Annotated in this window: 12 protein-coding genes; 4 read left to right on the forward strand and 8 right to left on the reverse strand. The window is 71.2% G+C overall.

Going from position 1 to position 22979, the window contains the following annotated elements:
* Positions 1-25: 25 nt before the first annotated feature.
* The 4 genes from CUC05_RS15925 to CUC05_RS15940 form a co-directional block, all read right to left on the reverse strand.
* Positions 26-343: a type II toxin-antitoxin system PemK/MazF family toxin gene (locus CUC05_RS15925; RefSeq protein ID WP_108667110.1), complete on the reverse strand. Its 318-nt coding sequence runs from the start codon at positions 341-343 to the stop codon at positions 26-28.
* Positions 330-572: a hypothetical protein gene (locus CUC05_RS15930; RefSeq protein ID WP_157965641.1), complete on the reverse strand. Its 243-nt coding sequence runs from the start codon at positions 570-572 to the stop codon at positions 330-332. Before CUC05_RS15930 ends, CUC05_RS15925 begins: the two co-directional genes overlap by 14 nt.
* Positions 573-699: 127 nt before the next feature.
* Positions 700-4068: a cell wall-binding repeat-containing protein gene (locus CUC05_RS15935; protein ID WP_108667112.1), complete on the reverse strand. Its 3369-nt coding sequence runs from the start codon at positions 4066-4068 to the stop codon at positions 700-702.
* Between the two features lie 139 nt (positions 4069-4207).
* Positions 4208-14707, reverse strand: coding sequence for a cell wall-binding repeat-containing protein (locus CUC05_RS15940; RefSeq protein ID WP_170128037.1), 10500 nt, complete (start codon positions 14705-14707; stop codon positions 4208-4210).
* Positions 14708-14901: 194 nt separating this feature from the next.
* Between CUC05_RS15940 and CUC05_RS15945 the strand changes: the two genes are divergently transcribed.
* Positions 14902-15498, forward strand: a complete 597-nt coding sequence (locus CUC05_RS15945) for a hypothetical protein (protein WP_108667114.1) — start codon at positions 14902-14904, stop codon at positions 15496-15498.
* A 140-nt stretch (positions 15499-15638) separates the two neighbouring features.
* Here the strand turns inward: CUC05_RS15945 and ppgK are convergent, their stop codons facing one another.
* Together ppgK and CUC05_RS15955 are read right to left on the reverse strand one after the other, a co-directional pair.
* Positions 15639-16397 carry a polyphosphate--glucose phosphotransferase gene (gene ppgK, locus CUC05_RS15950; protein WP_205712372.1) on the reverse strand — a complete coding sequence of 253 codons (759 nt, stop codon included), beginning with the start codon at positions 16395-16397 and terminating at the stop codon, positions 15639-15641.
* A gap of 51 nt (positions 16398-16448) precedes the next feature.
* Positions 16449-17513, reverse strand: coding sequence for a glycerophosphodiester phosphodiesterase family protein (locus CUC05_RS15955; protein WP_157965642.1), 1065 nt, complete (start codon positions 17511-17513; stop codon positions 16449-16451).
* A gap of 377 nt (positions 17514-17890) precedes the next feature.
* Between CUC05_RS15955 and CUC05_RS15960 the strand changes: the two genes are divergently transcribed.
* Complete coding sequence (locus tag CUC05_RS15960; RefSeq protein WP_108667143.1) at positions 17891-18256, forward strand: GntR family transcriptional regulator; 366 nt, start codon at positions 17891-17893, stop codon at positions 18254-18256.
* A 239-nt stretch (positions 18257-18495) separates the two neighbouring features.
* Here CUC05_RS15960 and CUC05_RS15965 read toward each other — a convergent pair whose 3' ends face one another.
* A complete protein-coding gene (locus tag CUC05_RS15965; RefSeq protein WP_108667117.1) occupies positions 18496-20142 on the reverse strand; it encodes an HNH endonuclease in 1647 nt (548 codons plus the stop codon).
* Positions 20143-20296: 154 nt separating this feature from the next.
* Here CUC05_RS15965 and CUC05_RS15970 point away from each other — a divergent pair, with 154 nt between their 5' ends.
* Complete coding sequence (locus CUC05_RS15970) at positions 20297-20875, forward strand: dihydrofolate reductase family protein (RefSeq protein WP_108667118.1); 579 nt, start codon at positions 20297-20299, stop codon at positions 20873-20875.
* Here CUC05_RS15970 and CUC05_RS15975 read toward each other — a convergent pair.
* The gene (locus CUC05_RS15975) at positions 20872-21786 is read right to left on the reverse strand and encodes a hypothetical protein (protein ID WP_108667119.1); all 915 of its coding nucleotides are present in this window, start codon (positions 21784-21786) and stop codon (positions 20872-20874) included. The genes CUC05_RS15970 and CUC05_RS15975 overlap by 4 nt on opposite strands.
* A 278-nt stretch (positions 21787-22064) precedes the next feature.
* Between CUC05_RS15975 and CUC05_RS15980 the strand changes: the two genes are divergently transcribed.
* Entirely contained in the window at positions 22065-22964 is a 900-nt protein-coding gene (locus CUC05_RS15980) for a hypothetical protein (RefSeq protein ID WP_157965643.1), read from the forward strand.
* Positions 22965-22979 lie beyond the last annotated feature (15 nt).

Raw genomic sequence — 22979 nt, forward strand, 5'->3', positions numbered from 1 at the left:
CCATCCTTGCAGGATGTCCCGCGCCTCAACCCAGTCCGAGGACGAGGGACAGGGCCAGGTCGACGCCCCACAGCTCCTGGGGCGTCAGGTGTCCAACGAGGTTCCCGAGACGAGAGGCGTCCACGACCGAGGTCTGCTCGGCCAGGACGCGGGTCCGCCGACCGTCCACCTCGATCTCCGGTCTGAACGTGGCAGGCCTCGCCGACCGGGAGGTGGGGGCGACGAGGACGGTCGACAGTCGGTGGAGCGCATCGGACTGCACCACGACGCCGAATCGACGGCCGTCCTGCTCGTGTCCGGTTCGACCCCGGAGCCGGAGCTCGAACACGTCACCACGGGTCACGGAGGTCCTCCATCATCGCCGCAACCCTGCGAGCCTCGGCAACGTCCTCCTCGTCCGCCGCCAGCGCGGCAACCTCCACCTCGAGGCGAGCGCGGTCCCGCAGCTGCCGCGCAGCGGTCAGCAACCCCAGCCGCACGGCCTCGGTACGGCTGAGCCCGGTCGCCTCGAGCTCGGCAAGGGCACGTTGCGCGTCCTCGTCGAGACGGGCCGAGATGGGTCTGGACTCCACGTCCCCCATCGTACTACGAAACGTCATACAGGGACGGTAGTGGGGTCCGCCGATGACGAGCAACCCCAGTTGTCCACACGCCACGGCCCCGAGCGTGGTGCCCAGGGGCCGTGGGTGTGGGTTGCGGCTACGAGGCCTCGGTGACCTCCACGTCGGCCACGGCCAGCTGCTCGCTGCCGTTGGGGTAGACCAGCTTGACCTTCACGAGGCAGGTACCGGTCGGGTGGTCCCCGGGCACGTCGACGCTGATCGTCGTCGACCCCGACACCGCGCCGCCGTCCGTCACGAGCGCCTGCTGGCCGTCACAGTCCAGCAGCGTCTCGTACCCGGTGGCGCTGTAGGTGCCGGACAGCTCGAACGGGATGGTCCCGCCCTGCGGGTAGCTGCCGTCGGGCTCGACCACGTCGGCCAGGTCGGGCAGGCCCAGCAGCGACCGGCTCTCGGTGCACCGCTCCGGCGCGATGCCGCAGACCAGCACGTACCCGTCGACCATGTCCTCGTCGACGGCGAACGACGTCGGCGGGTCCAGGAACGCCTGGGTCTGCGGGACCAGCTGATCCTCGACCCCAAGCACCACGGGTGCCCCGTGGATGGCGGAGTGGCCGGCACCGGCGAACCCGGCTGCCCATGCGTTCGGGGCGGTGCCGTCGAGCACCATCACCCGTTCGGCGTCGCGCTCGTCGACGTAGCCACGCTGCTCGGCGATCTCCAGGGCCGTGTCGAACCGGCTGCCACCCGCGACGCGGATGACCTCGATGCCCAGCGCACGGACGGCGTCCAGCACCGTCTCGTTGATGGCGGCCTCACCACCGACGACGTAGAGGGTCTCGATCGTCGACTGCTGCATGTAGGTCATGGTCGAGGTGGACAGCACCTCGGTCTGGGTGAACAGCAGCGGCCAGCCCTCGTCGGCTGCCCATGCGCCGGCGGCGAGGGAGTCGGCGAAGGCCTGGGTGTCGTCGCCGCCCGCGGCCGGGAAGGCACGGGCCAGGATGCCGGTGGTCGCCGAGGGGTACTCCAGCCGGGCGGCCTCGATGGCGGTCTCCAGCCGGGACGGACCCGCGTAGCGGACGACCGTGTAGCCGGCCGCGGTCAGGGCGTCCTCGACGGACTGGTCGATCGCGGCGGTGCCGCCGAGGATGCCGACCTCGGTCACGCCCAGCCGCTGGAGCTCGGCCAGCACCGACGGGTACAGCTCGTCGGTCGCGGTCAGCAGCAGCGGGCGGCCGTCTGCGACGGTGTTGCCCTGCAGCGCACCGGAGGCCAGCGCGTCGGCGAACCCGGCGTCGGTGGCCAGCAGCGCACGCCGTCCGCCGTCCTGGGCGAAGGTCGACGGTGGCGCGTCGGGGAAGGTGGCCTGGCTGAACCGCAGGGCCACGTCGGCGTTGGCGTTGTTGGACGGGCCGCCCTCGACGACCACGCGCAGGGTGTCGTTGACGCCGTCGCGCAGATCGGCGATGTCGATGGGTTCGCCGTCGTCGTCGAGGATCGTGCCGATGGCAGTGTCACCGTCGACCGCGATGGTCGCGCCCATGGGGTTGGAGAGGGTGAGGGCGAACGTCTCGTCGGGTTCGACGATCGTGTCGCCGTGGACGGTGACCTCGACGGTCGTGGTCGTCGTGCCGGCCATGACGGTCGCCGTGCCGGATGCGGTCAGGTAGTCCACGCCCTCCAGCGGCTGGCCGCCACCGGTGGCGTGCCCCTCACCCGTGTCGGTGTCGGCGGTCGCCCAGTCGACGGTGACGTCGCTGGGGACCATGACGTCCTGGGTGATGGTGAACGTGAACGTGGTCGCGCCCTCGTTCCCCTCCGCCATCTCGACGTCGTCGATGGTCAGCTCGGGCACGATGGCCTGGACCTCGGGGACGATGGCGACGATGTCGCTCTCGCCGTTGGTGTCGGCGGTCACGGTGCCGTTGGTGGCGTCGGTGGTCCACACGGCCCAGTCGCCGCCGGAGGCGATGACCGGCTGGCGCGAGGTGTCGTTGGCGGGAGTGACCCCGCCGGCGACGGTGGACAGGAGCGTCACGTCGGTGCCGTCGAAGGCCCAGATGTGCTGCTCGGGGGCGATGGCCGGGTCGACCAGGTCGGTTGCCTCGGAGCTGTAGATGACGTCACCGTTGGAGGCGATGCCGAGCCCGACGGCCAGGCCGGGTGCGCCGGAGTCCTCGTTGCCGCCGTCGGTGCCGGCGGCGTTGGGAGATCCCAGGACGATGTCGCCGGTGTCGACGGCGTATCGGACGACGTCCCAGCTGGTACCGGTGGCCTTGGTCGGCCCGGTGGTGACGAGGTCGGTGGCGAGGGTCAGGAACGCCACGTAGTCGCCGGAGCCGGCGACGACGGCCTTGAAGGACTGCCCGTTGCCGGCGTTGCCGCCGGCGTTGGAGGAGATGCGCGTCCAGGTGGGCACCTGGCCGGGGGGCGCCTCGACGAGGATGACGTCCAGCCCGCCGTTGCCGTCGGTGCCGCCACCGATGTCGGTGGCCTCGGTCTCGAAGGAGATCCAGCGACCGTCGTCGGAGATCGTCGCGCGGGACGAGAAGCCGTTGCCGGTGCCGGTCAGCGCGTTGTTGAGCGACAGGTAGGTGGACAGGGACGGCAGGTTGCCGCCGTTGACGGCGTTGATCCGGTAGTAGCCGATGTCGGAGGCGTTGTTGGTGTCGCCCCCGGCGCCGATGTTGGTGGCCGACGTGGTGTAGACGACGAACTGGCCGTCACCCGAGAGGTCGGCGTTCTGCGAGTTGCCGTTGCCGGGCTCGACGTCGTTGGGGTTGATGGCGTTGGGACGCGAGACCAGCTCGTGGGTGTCGGCCATGCGGTCGTACCGGAAGACCTGGGAGTTCGCCGAGGCCTGCATGTTGGGGATCAGGTCGTCGCAGGCCGACTGGTAGGCCAGGGCGCTGCCGTCGCCCGCGAGGTCGACGCCCAGGGACAGGCCCTCGTCGCACGTCTGGCTCGGGTCGTCGTGGGCGTGGGAGACCAACGTCGTGGTGCCGTCGGCGATCGAGTACAGGTAGACGTCGCGTTCGTTGTTGGTGTCGGTGACGCCGGCGACCAGGTTGGTGGCGAAGGTCGTGAAGGCCACGTAGCTCCCGTCGGCGGAGACGACCGGGGTACCCGAGGAGCCACCGCTCGCCGAGGTCAGCGGCGACCCGGCGGCGTGGCTGACCAGCGTGGTGGTGCCCATGACGGTGTCGCGCAGGTAGACGTCGCCGAGGTTGGCGCCGTTGCCGTCGACGAACCCGTCGACCAGGTCGGTGGCGCGGGAGGTGAAGGCGACCCAGCGGCCGCTGTCGGAGATCGATGCGGGACCGGTGGAGTCGTCGTCACCGGCGTCGTCACCGTCGGCGTTGACGCTGATGAGCTGGGTGGGGCCGGTCGGCACGGCGGCGGCGGGACCGGCTGCGGCGAGCAACGACGCGACGAGCGCCAGCAGGGCCAGCACCACCGGGCCGGCGCCGAGTCGCGAGAGGCGGACAGGACTGAACAGGGGCATGTCAACTCCTTGCCAGGGCGCGATCCCCTCATAGGCTCGCGCGGTACGGACGGGCCTGAACCGGTCCGGACCGAGGAGTGTTTCATGGCTTGCGGTGACCCCGCGAGCCGTAATGGGTTCGTACGGGTGCGAAGGGGGCTCAACCGCTCGCGGTGGCTGGTGGGTCCCCTGGTTCCTCGTACTTGCCGATCAGGTAGTTGGCGATCCCGATGCCGATGTTCCACAGCAACAACACGGTGTTCCGTGCGATGTTGACGCCGGCTGCCAGGGTCGAGACGAGGGCCTCCTCGGCAGCCACGCGGGGGCTGGTCCCCTGGATGACCAGCACCAGCATGTTCACGGCGAAGATCACGATGACCAGGACGAGGGCCACCACGAGGGCGATGCCGGCCGTGATCGCCGTGACATCAGCAAGGATGCCGACCAGGGCCCCGCCCAGGATGCCCGCGACCAAGCCGCCGACTGCGCCGGCCAGCCCGTAGACGGTGGCGTCGCCGATGAACTCGTGGGTGAAGCCGTCACCCTGCTGGTAGGCCGACACGATGCCGCCGATGGCGCCGATCACCGCGCCGATGACCAAGCCCGTGATGACACCCCCGACCGTGACCACGCGACCGGTCCGATCCTCGTACGTGATCGGGTTGTTGAAGGCGTACTGGTAGGCGTGCCGGGTCAGCGGTTCGGCCAGGGTTCCGGTCTCCGGGTCGACTCCGGTGAACAGTCCGGCCGTCGGGTCGTAGTCGCGGGCTCGCATCACGTACAGCCCCGTCCGCGCGTCCAGTCGTTCCCCGTCGAAGAGGTGCGTGACGAGGGTGGTTCCCTGTGACTCGGCGACGGTTCCGAACGCGTCGTAGCGACGCTGGGCAACGACCTGTCCGCCGGAGTCGGTCGTCAGACGCATGTCCCCGGTGTGATCGGCGTGGGTCCATTCACGTCCGTCGGGCCCGGTGACGGCGATCAGGTCCAGCCCGAACGTGCGGTCGACCTGCCCGGCGGGCCCGGTGCTGATGACGACTTCGCTGAGCCCGGTGGGCGCGAGGGGATCGTGCAGGTTGATGCTCGTCCCAGAGGTGTCCTGCTCCGTGATGCGGTTGCCCATCGCATCGTAGGTGTAGGTGACCACACCCTGCGGGGTCCTGGCGCTGATCAACCGGTCGGCACGGTCGTAACCCAGCAGCGTCGATCCGGCCGGACCGGTCGAGCCGATGCGGTTGCCCCGTGCGTCGTGGGAGTGGATGAGGTCGCCCTGAGACATCAGGCGGTTGTCCGGATCGTACGTGGAGGTGGTGCGCGCACCGGTCCGGTCGACGTCGAGGGTCCGGTTGCCCGCGGCGTCGTAGGTGTAGGTGTGCCCGCTGACGAGTGTCCCGCCGGCATCGCGGTGCTGCTCGTCGACCAGCCAGCGGTTCGCGTCGTAAGTGTAGGTGGAGGTCGCCCCGTCGAGAGCGGTCATCATGGTGATGTCGCCGTTGAGGTCACGTGTGGCGTCCCACCCCGACAGCGCACCGGCGGCGTTGGCGAGGGTGACCGTGTCGAGTCGGCCCGCGATGTCGTAGGTGTGTGTCGTGGTCACCCCGTTGGCGGCCGCCACCGTCGTCGGCCGGCCGGCGAGGTCGTAGGCGTAGGTGGTCGTGCCAGCGGCATCCGTGGTACCCACCAGCCGTCGGGCGGCATCGTGGGCGTACGTCACGGTGTGCGTCGTTCCCGCCGTGGGCTCGGCCGTCATCGTCGTGAGGTTGCCGACGGCGTCGTAGGTGTAGGCGATCCGTCCCACCCCCGTCGTCTGGATGGCGGTGGGTCGGCCGAGCTCGTCGGTGGTGATGTCGGTTGCGACACCGCTGTCGGTGGCGTGGACCGTTCGTCCGGCGGCGTCGTACCGTCGTGTGGTCTCGGTGCCGTCGGGTCGTGTCTCCGTCAGCAGCCGGCCACCGTCGTCGAAGGTGCGGATGGTCAGCCCTCCGGCACGGTCGACGGTCCGGACGGGATTGCCGACGGCGTCGTACTCGGTCTCTTCGACGAGCCCGCTGGGGAACGTGGTCCGGACGATCCGGCCCGCGTGGTCGTGGGCGTACCTGGTCGTCCGACCGAGCGGGTCGGTGACCGAGGTCCGGTTGCCGTTGCGGTCGTACGTGGCGATCGTCGTCCGTGCGCCCGGCTCGGTGACCCGTATCAGGTTCCCGGCCGCGTCGTACTCCAGGGACCGGACGTTGCCCATCGCATCCGTCACGCTGGTCAATCGGTCGGCGTTGTCATAGGACCGGGTCACCGTGCCGCCGTCACCATGGGTCGTGCGGACGAGCCGGTTCCGGGCGTCGTAGGCATACGCGATGGTGACCCCTGCCGGGTCCGTCTCCCGAACGAGGTTCCCCGCCCCGTCGTGGGCGTAGGTCGTCACCCCACCGGCGGGGTCGGTCGCGGTGTGCAGGTTTCCTGCAGCATCGTGGGTGAAGGTCGTGGTCGCACCGTTGGCGTCGGTCTCCGACGTCATCTGGCCTGCGAGGTCGTAGGTCCAGGTCGTCGTGGCGCCGTCGGGGTCGGTCCTCGATGTGACGTTGCCCGACTGGTCGTGGCTGTAGGTCGTGGTGGCTCCCGTGGCATCCACCTCCCGGACGAGCTGGCCGACCGCGTCGTAGGTGTGGGTCCTGCCCACCCCAGTGGCGTCGGCCGCGCTGAGTATCCGCCCGGCCGGGTCGTAGGCCATCGCGAGGTCGGCGCCGCCCGGACGGTCCAGCTCCAGCACGTCGCCAACGGCGTTGCGCACGAGGACCGTGCGCGCGCCCTCGGGGTCCACGATCGCGGTTGTCCGTCCGGCGGCGTCGGCTTCGATCGTCGTGAGGTTACCGAGGGGGTCCTCGACGAGGAGGGCCGAAGGGTCGGTGAAGTCCTGCCGATACGTCCCGCCGTCCGGCCGCACTTCGGTGGTGGCCCGACCGAAGGCGTCGAGGGTCCGTTGGACGGTCCCCCCGACGCCGTCGGTGACGATGACGGGGGTCCCTCGGCTGTCGTAGCTGGTCGACTCCACCAGCTCCCCGTCGCCGGCGACCACCGACAGGACGTTGCCCCTGGAGTCGTGGGTGAAGGTCGTGGTGTTGCCCTCGGGGTCGGTCTCGGTCAGGACGTCACCAGCCGCCGTGAACGTCCGCACGGTGGTGTTGCCGGCAGGGTCGGTTTCCTCCAGCACGTTGCCGTCGGCGTCCACGACGTAGGTAGACGTCCGGCCGAGCGGGTCGGTGTGGGAGGTCGCCACGTCGTTGGCGTCGTAGGTCCACGAGGTGACCGCGCCCCTGGGGTCGGTGACGCGCAGCACGTTGCCGCGCTCGTCGTAGTCGAAGACGGTGACAGCGCCGTTGGGCTCGGTTATGACCTCCTGGCGGGCACCGATGTCGTGGCCGAGGTCGATGCGGTTGCCGAGTGCGTCGGTGAAGGCCACCATCCGCCCGTCGGCGTCGTACTCCCTGCGATCGACGGTCCGTCCGAGCGGATCGACGATCTCCACGAGGTCGTGCGCACCGGTGTAGCGGTAGGTCGTCCGTGCGCCCGTAGGGTCGGTGTGGGCGACGAGGTCACCGGTGGCGTCGTAGGCGTAGACCTGGCGGTTGCCGTCGGGGTCGACGATGGCGGTGATGCGGTCGAGGGCGTCGCGCTCGAAGACGACCGAGCGGCCGCCGGAGTGGGTGATTCCACCGGCGGTGATGGTGATGCGGTTGCCGTCGGCGTCGGTGACCGACCGGATGTCGCCGTCAGCATCGATGAGGTAGGTGACGCCACCGTTGGTGGTGTAGCGGAAGCCCGCCGGGTCGTAGGTCTGCAGGGTCGTGTCGTCGGCCAGCTCGGCGTCCTGGCCGATGTTGCCGAGGACGATGACGTTGCGGTTGCCGAGCGGTTCGAGGCGGCCGCGGGTCCCGGGCAGGGGGACGTAGCCCATCGTCACGAACGTCGGGGGGACGAAGGCCGTTCCCGACGGGGTGGTGGTGGCCTCGAACCGTTCCGTCCGCCCGTCGGGCAGGACGATCGTGATGGTGTGCGGCCTGGTGGGTTGCAGCTGGAAGGCGAACCCGCGTCCGGTGATCGCCCAGCCGAGCCCCTGCGTGCCGGTGCTGGTGACGTGCAGGTTGGACAGGCCCAGCCGCCAGCCGTACCCGAAGTCACCCAGCCCGTCGTCGCGGGTGTCGTACTGCCGAGTGACCTCCAGCGGCAGGCCTGGCATGGGCACCGTCAGGTCGGTGAAGGACAGCGAGAACGCGCCGACCTTCAGCTGGCCGTCGATGGTGATCGGCTGGCGGGCGGTGGCGGTGTTGCCGGTGACGTCGACGACGGTCAGCCGCAGCTCGTGGCTGCCGTTGACCAGCATCGTCGGGTCGAGCGTGGTCAGGACGCCGTCGGTCACGGGGACGGTGCTGGTCGCCAGCTGGCTGACCACCTCGGTGCCGTTCACCAGGTCCAGGGTCCAGCGCAGCAGCTCGGCGTCGCTGGCGGTGCCGACGACATCGACGGGTTCGGTCACCGTCGTCCCGGCGGTCGGGGTGGTGATGCCCGCGGTCGGAGGGATGCGGTCGACGGCGCCGGCGACCGGGCGCACGACGACGGTGCGGCTGGCGGACCCCCCGTCGAAGTCGACGGTCACCGTCGTCGTGCCCGCGGCCTGGCCGGTGAGGGTGCCGGTCGTCGACACCGTCGCGGTCGCCCCGTCACCGGTGGACCACGTGCCGTTGTCGGTGACGGCGACGGTCGAGCCGTCGCTGTAGTGGGCGGTGGCGGTCATGGCCAGCGTGTCGCCGACCAGCAGCTGCGGGTTGACGGGGTTCAGCAGGATGCCCTCGAGGGTGGCGCCGCCCGGTGGCGCGCCGATGCGGATCAGCAGCTGCCCGGTGACGCCGTTGCCTGCCTGGTCGCGGGCCACCAGCTGGAGGGTGTAGACGCCGTCGGGCAGGCCCGCCGGGTCCAGGGTGCCGAGCACCCCGTCGACGACGGCGACGGTGCCGCTGCCGAGCTCGCGAACCTGCGTGCCGCCGCTGTCCAGCAGGGTCAGGGTGTAGCTGGCGAAGCTGGCGTCGGTGGCGGTGCCGACCACGTCGGTGACAGCGGTGACGGTGGAGCCGCCGGCAGGTTGGGTGATGGCGATGGTCGGGGGCGTCTGGTCGGCCGGTGCGGGCGCGCGGACGGTCACGGTGACGGTGTCCTGCTGCCCGCCGTGGTCGAAGGTGATGGTCGTCGATCCGGCCGCACGGCCGCGAACCACGCCGGTCCCGTCGACGGTGGCCGTGGCGGTGGTGCCGCTGGTCCACGTGCCGATGGCCGTCACATCGCGAGAGGTGCCGTCGCTGTAGCCGGCCCGGCCGCGCAGCGGAAAGGCCTCGCCGATGCGGATGACCGGGTCGTCGGGGCTGATGGTCAGGTCCTGCAGGGTCGGCGGGACGCCGTCGTAGCCGTCGCAGTCGCTGTCGACGCCGTCGCCGTCCGTCTCGGTCGCGCCCGGGTACACGGTGTCGTCGTCGTCGTTGCAGTCGCCCTCGTTCGGGGTGACGCCGTCGCCGTCGTCGTCCTCGTCCCCCGGCGCCGGGCCGAGGCTGACGGTCAGGGCGATGCGGTCCTGCGGGGCGGCGACGCTGCCGCCGGGCGGCTGCTGGTCCAGCACCTCCCCCGGGACGCTGTCGCGGTCATGGACGCGGGTGACTTGTCCGACCCGCAGGTCGACGCCGGTCAGCGTCGTCTCGGCGTCGGCGACGTCCGTGCCGACGACGTCCGGCACGTCGACGGGCAGGACCACGGTGATGGTGTGGAAGCGGAACACCCGTCGGCCGGTCGAGTCGATGACCTCGAACACGTAGACGTGGGTGCCCTCGTCGGCGCTGTCGGGGGTCCAGCTGATCAGGCCCGTCCCCGGGTCGACCGTCGGGCCGTCGTAGGTGCCGCCGACGACGGAGACCTCGAACGCCCCCGAGTTGTTGTACCAACCGAAGCCGTCGCTGGTGCCCAGGTACAGGCGGGTGGCGCCCGGCGGGACGATGATGTCCTGCGGCGTGCCGTCGCCGGTCCGGCCGTTGCCGATGAAGAAGACCTGCTCGACGTCCGGCGCGACCACGAGCTGGTTGCGCGACTCCGGTGTGGAGAAGTCCAGCCCCGCGGGTGGGGTGGTCGGGTCGGCGGGGACGTCGGCGCCGAGGAACACGCCGACCAGCGCGTTGAGCGGCATGGTGTAGCCCGCGATCCCCCGTTCCTCCCCGCGGGAGACGGTGCTCTCGCCGTCGGGTCCGGGGCCGGTGACCCCACCCGCGTGGTGGCTGAACCCCGACGCGCCGAACCGCAGCGCCTCACCCGGGACGAGGGTGAGCCCCTCGACCCGGACGGGCGAGTGGTCCGGTGCGATGTCGCCACCGCTGGCGGTGGTCCCGTCCGGCTGGGCGGCCAGGAAGGGGTTGGACGAGCCCGGCACGACCACCTGGAGGCCGGCATCGTCCACGCCGTAGGTCAGGTCGTCACCCGGGTCGGGATCGGTGGCGCAGATGCGCGACTCGTAGGGGAAGCCGACGACGGCGACGGGAGACGGGTCGCAGGTGAAGAACGGGTCGTTCTCCGGGGGCAGGACGTCGACGAAGACCGTGGCCGTGTCACTGTCGGCGCCGTCGGAGGCAACGTAGGTGAAGCTGTCCAGCCGGGACGACTCGTCGGGCAGGAAGGCGTTCTCGCGGAAGTTGTTCAGGCCGGCGGTCAGCCAGTTGGGCTGCTCGACCATGGGGACGGTGCCGTCGGACCGGATGTTGGTGACGTGGTAGGTGTGCTGGTTCCAGATCGTCCGGGCCCGGACCCAGTTGTCGCCGGCGCCCTGCCAGACGTGGATGCCGGGCGGCCTGGTGGTGCCGTCGGGCAGCGGCGCGGCGATGTCGCTCGTGGAGACGATCTCGGCGTGCCCGTCGGCGTCGACGTCGGCGACGACGGGGTGTTCGACCGTCGTGCCCGACCGCATCGGCTCCTGCACCCGGACCGCACCCGTCGGGCCGTCGTAGACCCACAGGTGGCGTTCGTCGCGGTAGACGACCTCGGTCCGCCCGTCGTTGTCGAAGTCGAACACCGTCGAGCCGGTGGCGTTGGAGCTGCCGTCGACGGTGTCGGCCTGCCACAGCAGCGTGCCGTCGGTGTCGATGACGGTGTACAGGTCCGAGCCGGCCACCCCGATCTCGGGTGCGCCGTCGCCGTCGAAGTCCGCGACCGTCGGTGGCCCACCGCGGCCGGGCACGTCGAAGGGTGCTGGCCACACCGGCGTCAGGTCGTGGTTGAACAGGTAGACGTTGCTGCTGCCGACGATGACGATCTCGGCCTGCGGGTCGTCGTCGAACTGGCCGATGGCGGGCCAGCCGTCGGCGGGTGTGGTGATCTCCTGGATCAGCCGACCGTCACGGCCGTCGTAGATGTTGGTCCCGGCGACGATCTCCACTGCGCCGTCCAGGTCGATGTCGGCGGCCGTCGGGATGCACGAGCGGTAGGAGTTGTTGATGCCGCAGCCACGGTTGGGGGTCCGCCACTCCTCCACCAGGGTGCCGGTGTCGTCGAACGCCCACGCGGCGATCCGGTTGCTGCCGGGGATCAGCACCTCGGGGTCGCCGTCGGTGTCGACGTCGGCGACGAACAGGTTGTTCTCCACGACGCTGAGTCCGGTCGCCGCCTCGGCCAGCACGTCACCGGTGGCGCCGAGAACGCGGACGGTGTTGCCGACCGTCGAGATGACCTCGATGCCGGGGCTGTCGTGGATGTCGGCGAGGACGGGGGTGGCGGCAGTGTCCTCGTGACCCTCTGCGGTCCACTTCACCGTGCCGTCGCGGCCGTCGACGACACGAAGCTGGCTGTCGAAGTTGACGTAGACGACCTCGGGGTGGCCGTCCCGGTCGAGGTCGCCGACCGACGGTGGGACCCAGACCGCCCTGGAGGTGTCGGCCCACTGGACCTCCGGGGCGAGCTCGGTGACGGGGCCGTCGCCGGTCACGATGATCTCCCCGAGGCCGGGGTAGCGACCTTCGGTGCCGGTGATGGTGACCACGATCGTCGTGACGCCGGCCGGGGCGGTGCCGCCGGCGGCTGCGACGAGGTCGACGGTGACGTCGGGGTCGGCCCCGTCGCCGGGGGTGCCCGGGTCGAACGTCACGTCGAGGGGACCGAGCAGCGTCGCCCCGCCCGCGTCGAGCAGCTCCAGCTGCACGTCGGTGACCCCGAAGCCGTTCTCCGCTGACTGGCGGTTGCCGAGGATGGTCATCTCCTCGGGGGTGATGGGCAGCGGGAAGTCGAGGGTGATGGTCGCGCCGGTGGTCGGGCTGGTGGACGGCACGAACCAGGACGAACCCGGATAGCGGTCGATCAGTCGGCTGGCGGGACGGCTGCCCTGTTCGGCGCTGGCGGTGACCGTCGGGCGGGTCAGGAACGTCAGCTCGATGTCCTCGTGGATCTGGTTGGGTCCGGAGGCCTCGTCGGGGTCGTAGGTGAAGGACCCGTCGGGCTGCAGCGCCACGGTGCCGTTGGCGGGTGGGGAGTCCAGCGTGACGACCAGTGGGTCGGCGTCGGGGTCGGTGTCGTTGGACAGCACCCCGTTGACCGTGTCGACGGTCAGGACGTCGGTGATCTCCACGGCATGGACGTCATCGGTGGCGACGGGTGCCCGGTTCGGGACGGCGACGTCGAGGGTGAAGGACTGCACGTCGATGCCGCCGCGGCCGTCCTCGACCCGGACCGCGAAGTCGGTGGGGCCGGCGTCGTCGCCGGTGGGGTCCCAGGTGATCAGGCCGGTGCTGGGTGAGATGGTGGCAGCCGGGCTGCCGTCGGGCTCGAGTGGTCCCGCCTGGAGGACGAAGACGAGCGTGTCGCCGTCGGGGTCGGTCGCGGCGGCGTCGTAGGTCCAGGGGGAGCCGACGGTGTGGCTGGTGGTGGGGGTGGAGGTGATGGTCGGCGGGTCGTTGACGGTGCCGGTCGTGAGGGTCACGTCGACCGGCGTGTTCGGGAGGGCCCGCTGGCCGGCGCGTGGGAGCTGGCGGTTGACCTGGCCGATGTCGAAGGTGTCGGACTGGCCGTCGTCGAGCCGGCCGACCGCGAACCCGGCGTCGGTGATGGCCTGGCGGGCGCCGGCCTCGTCCAGGCCGACCACGTCGGGGATGACGCCGAGCTCGGGGCCCAGCGACACGACGATCTCCACGGCGGTGCCACGGGCGACCTCGGTCCCGGCGGGCGGGGTCTGGGCCAGTACCGTGCCGGCGGGTGCGGCGTCGTGGCGGCTGCCGCCGGACGCGGGAACCAGCGACGTCCCGGTGATGCGGCCCATGGCCTCGCCCTGCTGCAGGCCGACCACGTCGGGCACGATGACCCCGCCGATGGGCGGCAGGGTGGGAGTGGGCGTGGGTGTCGGCGTCGGGGTCGATGTGGGTGTGGGTGTCGCGGTCGGCGTCGGGGTGGGCGTTGGGGTGGGCGTCGCGGTCGGGTCGGGGCTGCCCGTCGTCGGGGTCGGGGAGGGCGTGGGCGTGGGGGTCGGTTCGGGCTCCTCGCCCAGCGGGGCGCAGTTGATCAGCCGCGCGACGGCCTCCTCCACCACCGGTGAGACCGCGGCCTCGAGTCCCAGGACCGTCGCCCGCTCGATCTCCTCGCAGTACTCCTGCAGGAAGGCTGTCACCTCGGGCGCGGCCGGCTCGAACCGTGCGGGGGTGGGTGTCCCACCCTGGAACCCGTCGACGAGGTTGGAGGGAACCAACAGCACGGGCGCACCGAGCAGCTCGGTCATGCCGCCGGCCACCAGGCTGTCGGGGAACGTCGAGCCGGTCACGATCAGGACCTGCCGTGGCGGTCCGACCCGGTCGATGACCATCTCGGCGAGGTTGACCGATGTGTCGGCCCGGTTCAGACCCTGGACCCGGTCGACCCGGTCGACCAGCCCCTGCACGGCGGTCGCCACCTCGGTCGAGATCGCCGCGGTACCGCCGACGAGCAGGGCGGCATCGGACACGTCGGGCAGGACCGCCCGCGTGGGGTCGGGCAGGACGTCGCGTTCGGTCAGGACGGTGGGTCGGCGGTCGGCAAGCATCCCGAGCGTCGCGGCGGTCAACGCGTCGGCGAACCCGTCGTCGGGGGTGTCACCGCGTCCCCGTGCCAGGGTCACGGTGCCCAGCGAGTGTCGCTCGGCCATCCAGCGGGCGACCGCCTCGGCGGTGGCGAAGCGTTCGGGACCGGCGATGCGTTCGACCTGCAGGCCGTCCGCCCGCATGCCCTCGACGACGGTGTCGCTGACCGCGGCGTCCCCACCGACGACGAGGACGGTGTCGACGCCCAACCGGTGGAGCTCGTCGCTGACGGACTGCGGCAACACGTCGGTGGGCGTCAGCAGGATCGGGCCGCGGACGGCGCGGGCGAGGGGGCCCGCGGCAAGCGCGTCGGGGTAACGGCTGGCGGTGGCCAGCACGGCGGTGTCGGTCCGGTCGAAGAACCGCTGGGAGACCGCGACCGCGGTGCCCACCCGGTCGCTGCCACCGACCCGTTCGACCGGATCACCCTCGGGGGCTTGCGCCCACGCAGGCGGCACGATCGCCGGGAGCAGGGCCATGACCACCGCGACCGCCGCAGCGAACGCGATCATCGTTGTCGGAGCCGTCGTCGTCCGAGTCGTCGTCATTCGGGTGCTCCCTCTGCCGATGTGCACGCACATGGTGGGCACACCCCGCTAACCGAGCGCTAACAGCCCGTATCCGAGGACGTGGCATCCAGCAGCAGGAAGGGCGTCCAGGGGCAGGAAGGGAGCCAGAAGCAGGAATCCGCGGTCGGGTGTCGAAGCAGGCCCTCATCAGCCCTCGACACTGGAGTCATGCCATGCGCCGACTGATCGCCGTCCTCTCCCTCGCCTCCCTGATGGCCGTGGGGTTCTCGACCTTCGCCATCGCCGCCGAGCTCGTGTCGGAGGAGGAGACCTACTTCCTCCGCCGTGACGACTGCGGCGGTGACGCCGACCACCTGCACCTGTCGACCAGGTCCGGTGCCGACAGCGAGGGCTGCGCCTTCCTGTTCGGCGTGGCCAACGAGGCCGGCCTCGGGCTGTCCTACGACTTCCCGCAGGAGGACGGCACGACCTACCTGCTGGACACTGCTGGCGAGGTCACCGGCACCATCGCCACCACGGACTTCTTCGGCCTCGGCGGCACCGTGGGCCTGATGACCGTGGAGGTGAAGGTGACCGGCATGGACGGCTTCACCACGGTGACCCTGATCGACGAGGTCTACGAGAACGTGCCCGCGACCGGGACCAACCCGTCCTTCGACTTCTCCGCCGACATCGACGACGCCCTGGCCGGCACGGAGATCAGCAACCTGAATGTCAGCGTCGTCATCCGCGGCGTGCAGGCCAACCAGACCATCGCCATGAGCGGCGACTCCTCCTTCACCTTCGACCACCTGGTCCCGGAGCAGTAGCCGGTCGTCGTCCACAGCCCAACAACGCAGCCGCCCGCCACGTCAGTCGTGGCGGGCGGTCGTGTGTCCGGGACGCGCAGGTCGTGGCTGGCCACCGGGGTTCCCCTCGTCGACCTGTCCCCGGTCGCGAGCTGGGCCAGTCAGGCGGCCGCGTCGGACCTCTGCTCGGCGGCTGACAGGGCGGCGCCGACGATGCCGGCGTTGTTCAGGAAGTGCGCGGCGTGGATCGTGGCATCCACCTCGAGCTGGTCACGGAACTTGTGGAGCTTCTTGCTGGACCCGCCACCGATGATGAAGTGGGCCGGCGCACAGACCCTCGAGACGCGCTGCAGGAAGTAGTTGAACCGATCACCCCATTCGTTCCACTTGAGGTCGTTCACCTTCCGTGCGCGGTCGCCCGCGTAGAACTCGATGGGCTCGCCGTCCTTGCCGGGCATCCGTCCGAGCTCGATGTTCGGGATCAACCGACCGTCGTGGAACACCCCGGAGCCGAGGCCGGTGCCGATCGTGATCATGATGACGGTGCCGCCCAACCCACGGCCCGCGCCGAGGGTCATCTCGGCGATCCCCGCGACGTCGGCGTCGTTGTGCACGACGAACGCGCGGCCGGTCGCCTGCGCGAACAGCTCGTCGACCTGGGTGCCCTCCCAGGACTTGTCGATGTTGCCAGCCGTCAGCGACTTCCCGTTGGCGACGACGGTCGGGAAGCTGCACCCGACCGGGCCGTCGGCGTCGAACTGCGCCACGAGCTCCGCGACGACCTCGGCGATCTTCTCCGGGGTCGGCGGTTTCGGGGTTGCGATCCGAACTCGCTCGCTGAGCAGTTCCCCGGTTTCCGTGTCGACGACGGCGCCCTTGACGCCCGAACCCCCGACGTCGATGCCGACCACACGACTCATCATCGTTCCCATCGCTGGAACCCGCTCGTCGGTCGACGATAACAGTCGGCCTCAGTAGGCGACGCCCATGTCCTGGATGACGGACTCCAGCAGGCTGGGGCGGTCGGTCATGATCCCGTCGACGCCGATGTCGATGAGGTGGCGCATCTCGGCCTCGTCGTCGACGGTCCAGACGTGGACGGCCATGCCGTTGGCGTGGGCGTCGGCGACGAAGTCGGCGTCGACGACGGTGACGCCGCTGAAGGCGATCGGGACCTGGTAGACGCGGTGCAGCGGGTGGGGTGTGCCGGGGGCGGCAGCCATCGACGCGCCCTTGAGGACGGCGGTCTCACCGAGCGCGGGGGCGGTGTGCACGTCGGGGGCGAGCAGCTTGAACTCGTGCAGCACCTGGTCCTGGAACGACGCGACGACGACGTCGTCGGTGCGGCCGAGCTCGGCCAGCAGGTCGGCGAGGTCGGCAGCCATCGACGGGTCGGCGGGCGGGCCGGTCTTCAGCTCGATGTTGATCGGCACGTCGGGGAAGCGCTCGAGCACCTCACGGAGGGTGGGGATGCGGAAGTCCTCGGGTGTGTAGCCGGCCTCCGCCAGCTCGTCGGTGAGCGGGGTCTCGCCGGTGGCCATGCCGCGGAACACGTAGTCGCCCGGTGCGGCGTCCTTGGGGGTACCGCGGCCGGGGACATACCAGTGGGCGGCGTCGAGCGACTGGATCTCGGCGAGGGTCATGTCGGCGATCGCCCCGCTGCCGTTGGTGGTGCGGTCGACGGTGGCGTCGTGGTTGACCACGATCTCGCCGTCGGCGGTCCGGTAGATGTCGGACTCCAGCATGTCCACGCCGAGGGCCATGGACTCGGCGAAGGCGTAGAGGGTGTTCTCGGGCAGCTCGTCGGCGCCGCCCCGGTGGGCGATGTTGAGGACACGCCGCTCGAGCCACGGGTTGTCGGCCTGCGGCGCGCCCGTCGCGTCCATCTCGAGCCCATCCGGCTGGCTCCGGTCGGGCAGGGGCATGCCGGGCTCGCTCGCGCCCGGCTGGCTCGAGCCGGGCTGCAGGACGGCGCCGGCCGGCGTGACCACGAGGAGTAGGGCGAGCAGGACAAGGGATCCCAAGAGGCGGCTCATGCAGGTTGAGTTCGACATCCCCGAGCCGAACCCCTCCGTCCGGACATCGTGTTCGTCCGACCGACGTCGCCAGTACACCTGGGATTCGCCGGGGCCAGTGGCTCGCCGCGGACCCGGTCTGCGGCGGACCCGGTCGGCGGCGGTCTCGGACGGCCCCGGCCCAGGCTCGCCGCGGCCCTGGTCGACTGGTGCCCGAGCTCGCTGCCGCCTCGGTCGGCCCCGGCCCGGGCTCGCCGCGGCCCTGGTCGACTGGGGCCCGAGCTCGCTGCCGCCTGGGTCGGCCCCGGCCTGGGCGCGCTGCGGCCGGCTGGACCGGCGACCCCATGGGCGGGCGGTCACCCCGGGGACGTGGGTGGGCGCCGGCTACCGTGGCCGGCATGCTCAGGATCGATCCGAACGCCGACCGTCCACCCTTCGAGCAGGTCCGCGACGGGATCGTGGCCCTGGTCGACGACGGGACGCTGGCGCCGGGTGAGCGACTGCCCACCGTCCGCGGGTTGGCGACCGACCTCGGCATCGCCGCCAACACCGTCGCCCGGGCCTACAAGGAGTTGGAGCAGGCCGGCGTCGTCGCCACGCGCGGCCGCAAGGGCACGTTCGTCGTCGACGCCGAGGACCAGCCGTGGCGCCAAGACGCCGAGGCCGCTGCCGACGCCTTCGCCGCCCGCCTGCGCGAGCTCGGCGTGCCGCCCGGCGTGGGCCTCGAGCTGGCCTCCCGCGCCATCGACGACGACCGCGGCTGACCGGCAGCCCGCAGCCCTCGGACCGCCGGGAGCAGGACCTCGAGCTGGCCTCCCCGGCGATCGGCCACCACCGCTGCTGACCGCACGACTGAACCCACCGACGCTGCCCCGGGCGGAGTCCGCCGGCACCACCACGCCTTACCGCCCGTTCCGCACGGGTCCGGGGCCTGCTCGTCGAGCGGCCCGGCATCCGTGCGACTCCGGGCAGCCCAGCGGCCCCGCCGGCGGCGGGGTGCGGGTCAGATGGGTAGTCGGTCGTCGCCAGATCTGCTGTCGGGTGGCGGACCACCCCGCGGGTTGTCGCGCGGGAAGACCGTTGTCCGCTTGACCGTCGTGCCGCTCCGGCGCCGCTTGATCGTGACCGTGCCCGTCTCGACGTCGAACGCCAGCCGCCAGCCGTCGTGGTGGACGGCGTTGTGGTGATGTCGGCACAGCGGCACGCCGTTGGCCCGATCGGTCCGGCCACCGTGACGCCACCAGGTGACGTGATGAAGGTCAGTCCATGCCATGGGTCGACCGCACGGCTGCCCGTCGGCGGACGGGAAGGCACAACCACCGAACAGCAGCTCGGCCGCCCGCTGCTGCGCTGCGGTCCAGACCCGGGTCGCACGGCCGATGTCCAGCGGCATGCCGGTCGGTGACAGCACCGCGCGGGTCAGCCGGGCGTCACAGGCCAGCCGCCGGACGGTCTCCGGTGACAACGTCACCCCGGACGCACCCACACCCGGCAGGTCGGCATCACCGGTCAACGTGTCGACCGGCACCGTGACCGTCACGTGCGGACGGACCCCCCGGGTGGTCGGCAGCTCGCCGGCCTTCAGCCCCGCACCGACAAGGTCGACGAACGCGTCGTAGCGCCGTTGCTCAGGGGTGCGGCGTTCCGCGTCCGGCGTCTTCGGCGGGTCGAACGTCGCGCAGGCCTGCAGCCCGGCGGTCAACATCTCGTAGTCGTCATCGACGAGGTCGACCCGCAGGACCCGCTGACCGGTTGTGCGGTCAGTCCACGTCCGCACCGACCGTCGGGACCGCTGGGCCGCGACCGCCCGCTCCAACGCGTCAGCGTCGCCAGTCCGCAGCTGGGCGGCCCGGCGCTTCACCTGATCAGGGGAGGCCCCTGACGTCGCGGACTCCAGCAAGGCGTCCTGCCTGGCCCGCCGCGCCGCCGCCTCCTCTGCAGCCTCCGCAGCCGCACGCTCGGCACGTTCCTGCGCCAGCTGCCGCTCGCGTTCGGCCGCTTCACGAGCCAGCCTCGTGCGCTCGGCCATCGACTCGGCCTCGGCCTGCGCCAGCTGGTCGGCCCGGCGCCGACGTTCCCGCTCCTCGTCCTCCGCCGCAGCGCGCGCACGGGCCGCGGCTTCCTGGTCGGCCGCCTGACGTTCGGCAGCGGCGACGATCCCGGCCGCGTGGTCGTGGGAGATCGAGCCGGACTGCAGCAGGTCCACGACGTCGGGCCGGTCCGCCAGCCCCTCGGCCAGGCGCACCTCCCTCGTCGCGGTGGCGGTCGACAAGGCCATCGCCGAGGTCGCCCACGCCTGCAACGACACGGCCCCGTCGGCGTCCGGCAGCCCCGCCTCCCGCGCGGCCAGCATGGCCCGCAACCGTGCCGCCGAGAGCGCCGCGTCCAGCCCGGCCAACCCCTCGACCACCGTCCGCAGCGACGCGACGTCGCCCGCCGCTCCCCCACCAGCCAACCACGCGTTGAGGTCGCCCAGCCCACGCAACGCGCGGGTCACCGCCGACACCGGCTCCCCCTCGCAACCGGCCACCCCGGCAACCCGTGACAGCTCCTCCGCCGTCATCCACACGCCGATCGGCACGTCGCCCACACCCTCGGCACGCAGCACGTCAACCAGCTCGTCCCACCCGACCTCCACCCCGGGTTCCACCGCCGTGCCACCTCCTCCGAGAACCGATCGACCTGCCTGATCCGACGTACTTCGCACCATACGCAGGGGGTGTGACATCGGGCTCGGCCAGCCCCGCCGGTGGTGCCCGACCGGACGAGGCGACGCGGACCGAACCGAGTCCTACGGTGCAGCCATGGGACGCACCGTCTACTGGATGAACACCAGCCTCGACCTCCGGATCGAGCACACCGTCGGGGAGAACGGACGCGCCGACTGGGCGCGGATCGACCGGACCCTGCACGAGGAGTTCAACGCCCGCGCCCGAGGGCTGGCGATGATGTGGGAGGGCCGGGTGATGTACGAGATCATGGAGGAGTTCTGGCCGGCCGCCGCCGACGACGAGTCCCTCGACGACTACCTGCGGGACTTCGGACGGATCTGGACGACCATGCCCAAGGTCCTCGTGTCGGACTCGCGGACCGAAGCCGGCCACAACACCCGCGTCGTCGGTGGGGAGGGGGCGCTCGACCAGCTCGCGGACATCCGCGCCGAGACCGACGGTGACGTCGGCGTGGGCGGGGCGACGCTGGCGACCCAGCTGCTGCGAGCCGGCCTGCTGGACGAGCTGTTGCTGTTCGTGCACCCCGCGATCCTGGGGGAGGGTCGACCGCTGTTCGACGCGCTCGACGCCCCGGTGCAGTGCGAGCTGCTGGAGCAGTCGTCGTTCCCCAACGGCGTGACCCTCCACCGCTACGCGCTCGGAACGGTCTAGCCGCCGACGCCCGGCTGGGGCCCGTTGCCGGTACCGGTGCTGCGAGGACCGCCGTGGCAGACACGCGGGATCCCGGTGACCTCGGCGCGGTAGGTGCGGGCGTCCTCCTCGTTCCACCAGTAGCCGTCCCAGCCGCCGTAGCGGTCGCCGCCGATGGTCGGGCCGTAGCTGTACAGGATCTGCTTGCCGTTGGTCCGGCCGTACTCGTCGCGGAAGTGGTCCACGTAGTCCAACCACATGCAGTCGCTCATCGGCCCCCTCGCCTCGACCGCCCCACCGTCGATGGAGTGGTTGGTGTTGATCGGCATGACGGGGGTGGAGTCGTAGTGCCCGCCCTGCGGCTTGGGACAGCTCTCGGCCCAGTGGTTGCTGTTGGAGAGAAGGCAGTCACGATCGGGCTGGTAGCCGGGGCCGCGTCCGGTGACCGACATCTCCACGCCGTAGGCCCGCCCGTATGGGAAGGTGTTCCACAGGACGAGGCGGATGCCCCAGGACTCCTCGCGGATCTCAACGTGGAAGCCCTGACGTGGGACCTCGCGCGGGAAGCTGTAGCCGTTCGCGCCGTGGTCGATCACGTAGACGCCGCACGGGTTCCACAGCTCGTAGTCGGCCCAGTCGCAGGCCAGGCCGATCTGGAAGTTCTGTCCGGTGTCCAGGTCCCGGAGGCGGGCCCGGTAGAAGGTGCGCTCGTCGTCGTAGGAGGAGTCGGGGACCTCGCGGGTGTGCCAGTCGAGGATGATGGCCTCGCCGAACCCGAAGGCGCAGGCGACGACCAGGTCGCCCGTCGGGTTGTGGACCTCCCGCTCCCCCACGTCATCGGTGTAGCAGGAGCCGTCGTCGTTGGCGGTCGCGGGCATCAGTCCGGTCAGCGCCAGCGCCAGGGCGCTGATGGTCAGGGCGATCTTCTTCATGGTCGTTCTCCACGTCTGCGTTCGCGGGGGCGGGACAGGACGCCGTCGGCTCGAGCCACCGAGGCCCCCGTGGCGTCCTGCACCGTCCACCCCGTCGCGGCGCGCGGGTCGCGCCACGTCCGGCAGGAACTGTGCCCCCACCGGGTCGTCAGGTCTGACGAGGACCGGGACGGCCCGGAATCGCCCCCGGCGACCCCCACACGCAGCAATCACTTGCCATCACGTGGGTGGCACCGCGCACCTGCTCAAGTCTCAGCCAAGACCATCCGATCAGCTTCGTGATGGAGTCCGACGGCGCCGGGTCCGCGCATGGTGATTGGTCCTTCACGCCGCCATCGGCCAAGCGTGAGTCGCTGCCGCGTCCGCTGTTCGACGACGACTTCGTCGCCCAGGCGAAGTTCACCGAGTTCAGCGCCGCCGAGCGAGCCACCCGGCCGCGATCCCGAACGCGAGGACGCCTTCGGTGGAAAGTCACGACGCTCCTCGTCGCGCTGCTGGCCGCGATGGTGATCGTCGACGGTCGAAACCCGTACGTCCACGGACCGACCCTTGCCCTCATCGCCGTCGAGCTCGACGACGTGGCGGTGTCCGACAACCTGATGGGCGCCTTCGACCACGAGGCCGCGCTGGCAATCGGGTGGCTGGGGTCAACCACCGGCCGCACCCTGCGAGTCGACCCCACGCCGACCCGGAAGATGGACCTGCGCATGTCGGCCGAGGAGCTTCTCGGCGACAGCGAGGACGCCACCGGCATCGTGCTGGACGCCCTTCGAGCTCGCTCCGACGTCAACCCCGGCGCGGTGCCCGTCGTGCTGGTCCCGGCCGCGACGACCACCGTGCCCGGCCCTCTGAGCCCCTGTGGCCTGGGCGGGCCGAACGGGGTGGTCATCTTCCTCGGCAACTGCGACGTGCAGCCGTCGACCACGTCAGCGTGGCCATCGCGGGCAAGCCGTCTCGTGGCCCACGAGCTGGGCGACGCCCTCGGCGCCGTCGGGGAGTGCGCACCCAACCACACGGACGGACACGTCGGGGACGACCCGGCAGACCTCATGGCACCGGTCGGCCCCGCCACCCTGGGGTCAGTCACCCTCGACACCGACCGCAGGGACTACCTCGGCCACGACAACCCGGGCTGCCCCGACATCCTCGACAGTCCCCTCTGGGCGGATCGATCCTGACGCGAAGTCGACGTC

Origin of the sequence: Euzebya rosea, from assembly GCF_003073135.1 — a bacterium.
In the GTDB taxonomy this organism is placed as follows: Bacteria; Actinomycetota; Nitriliruptoria; order Euzebyales; family Euzebyaceae; genus Euzebya; species Euzebya rosea.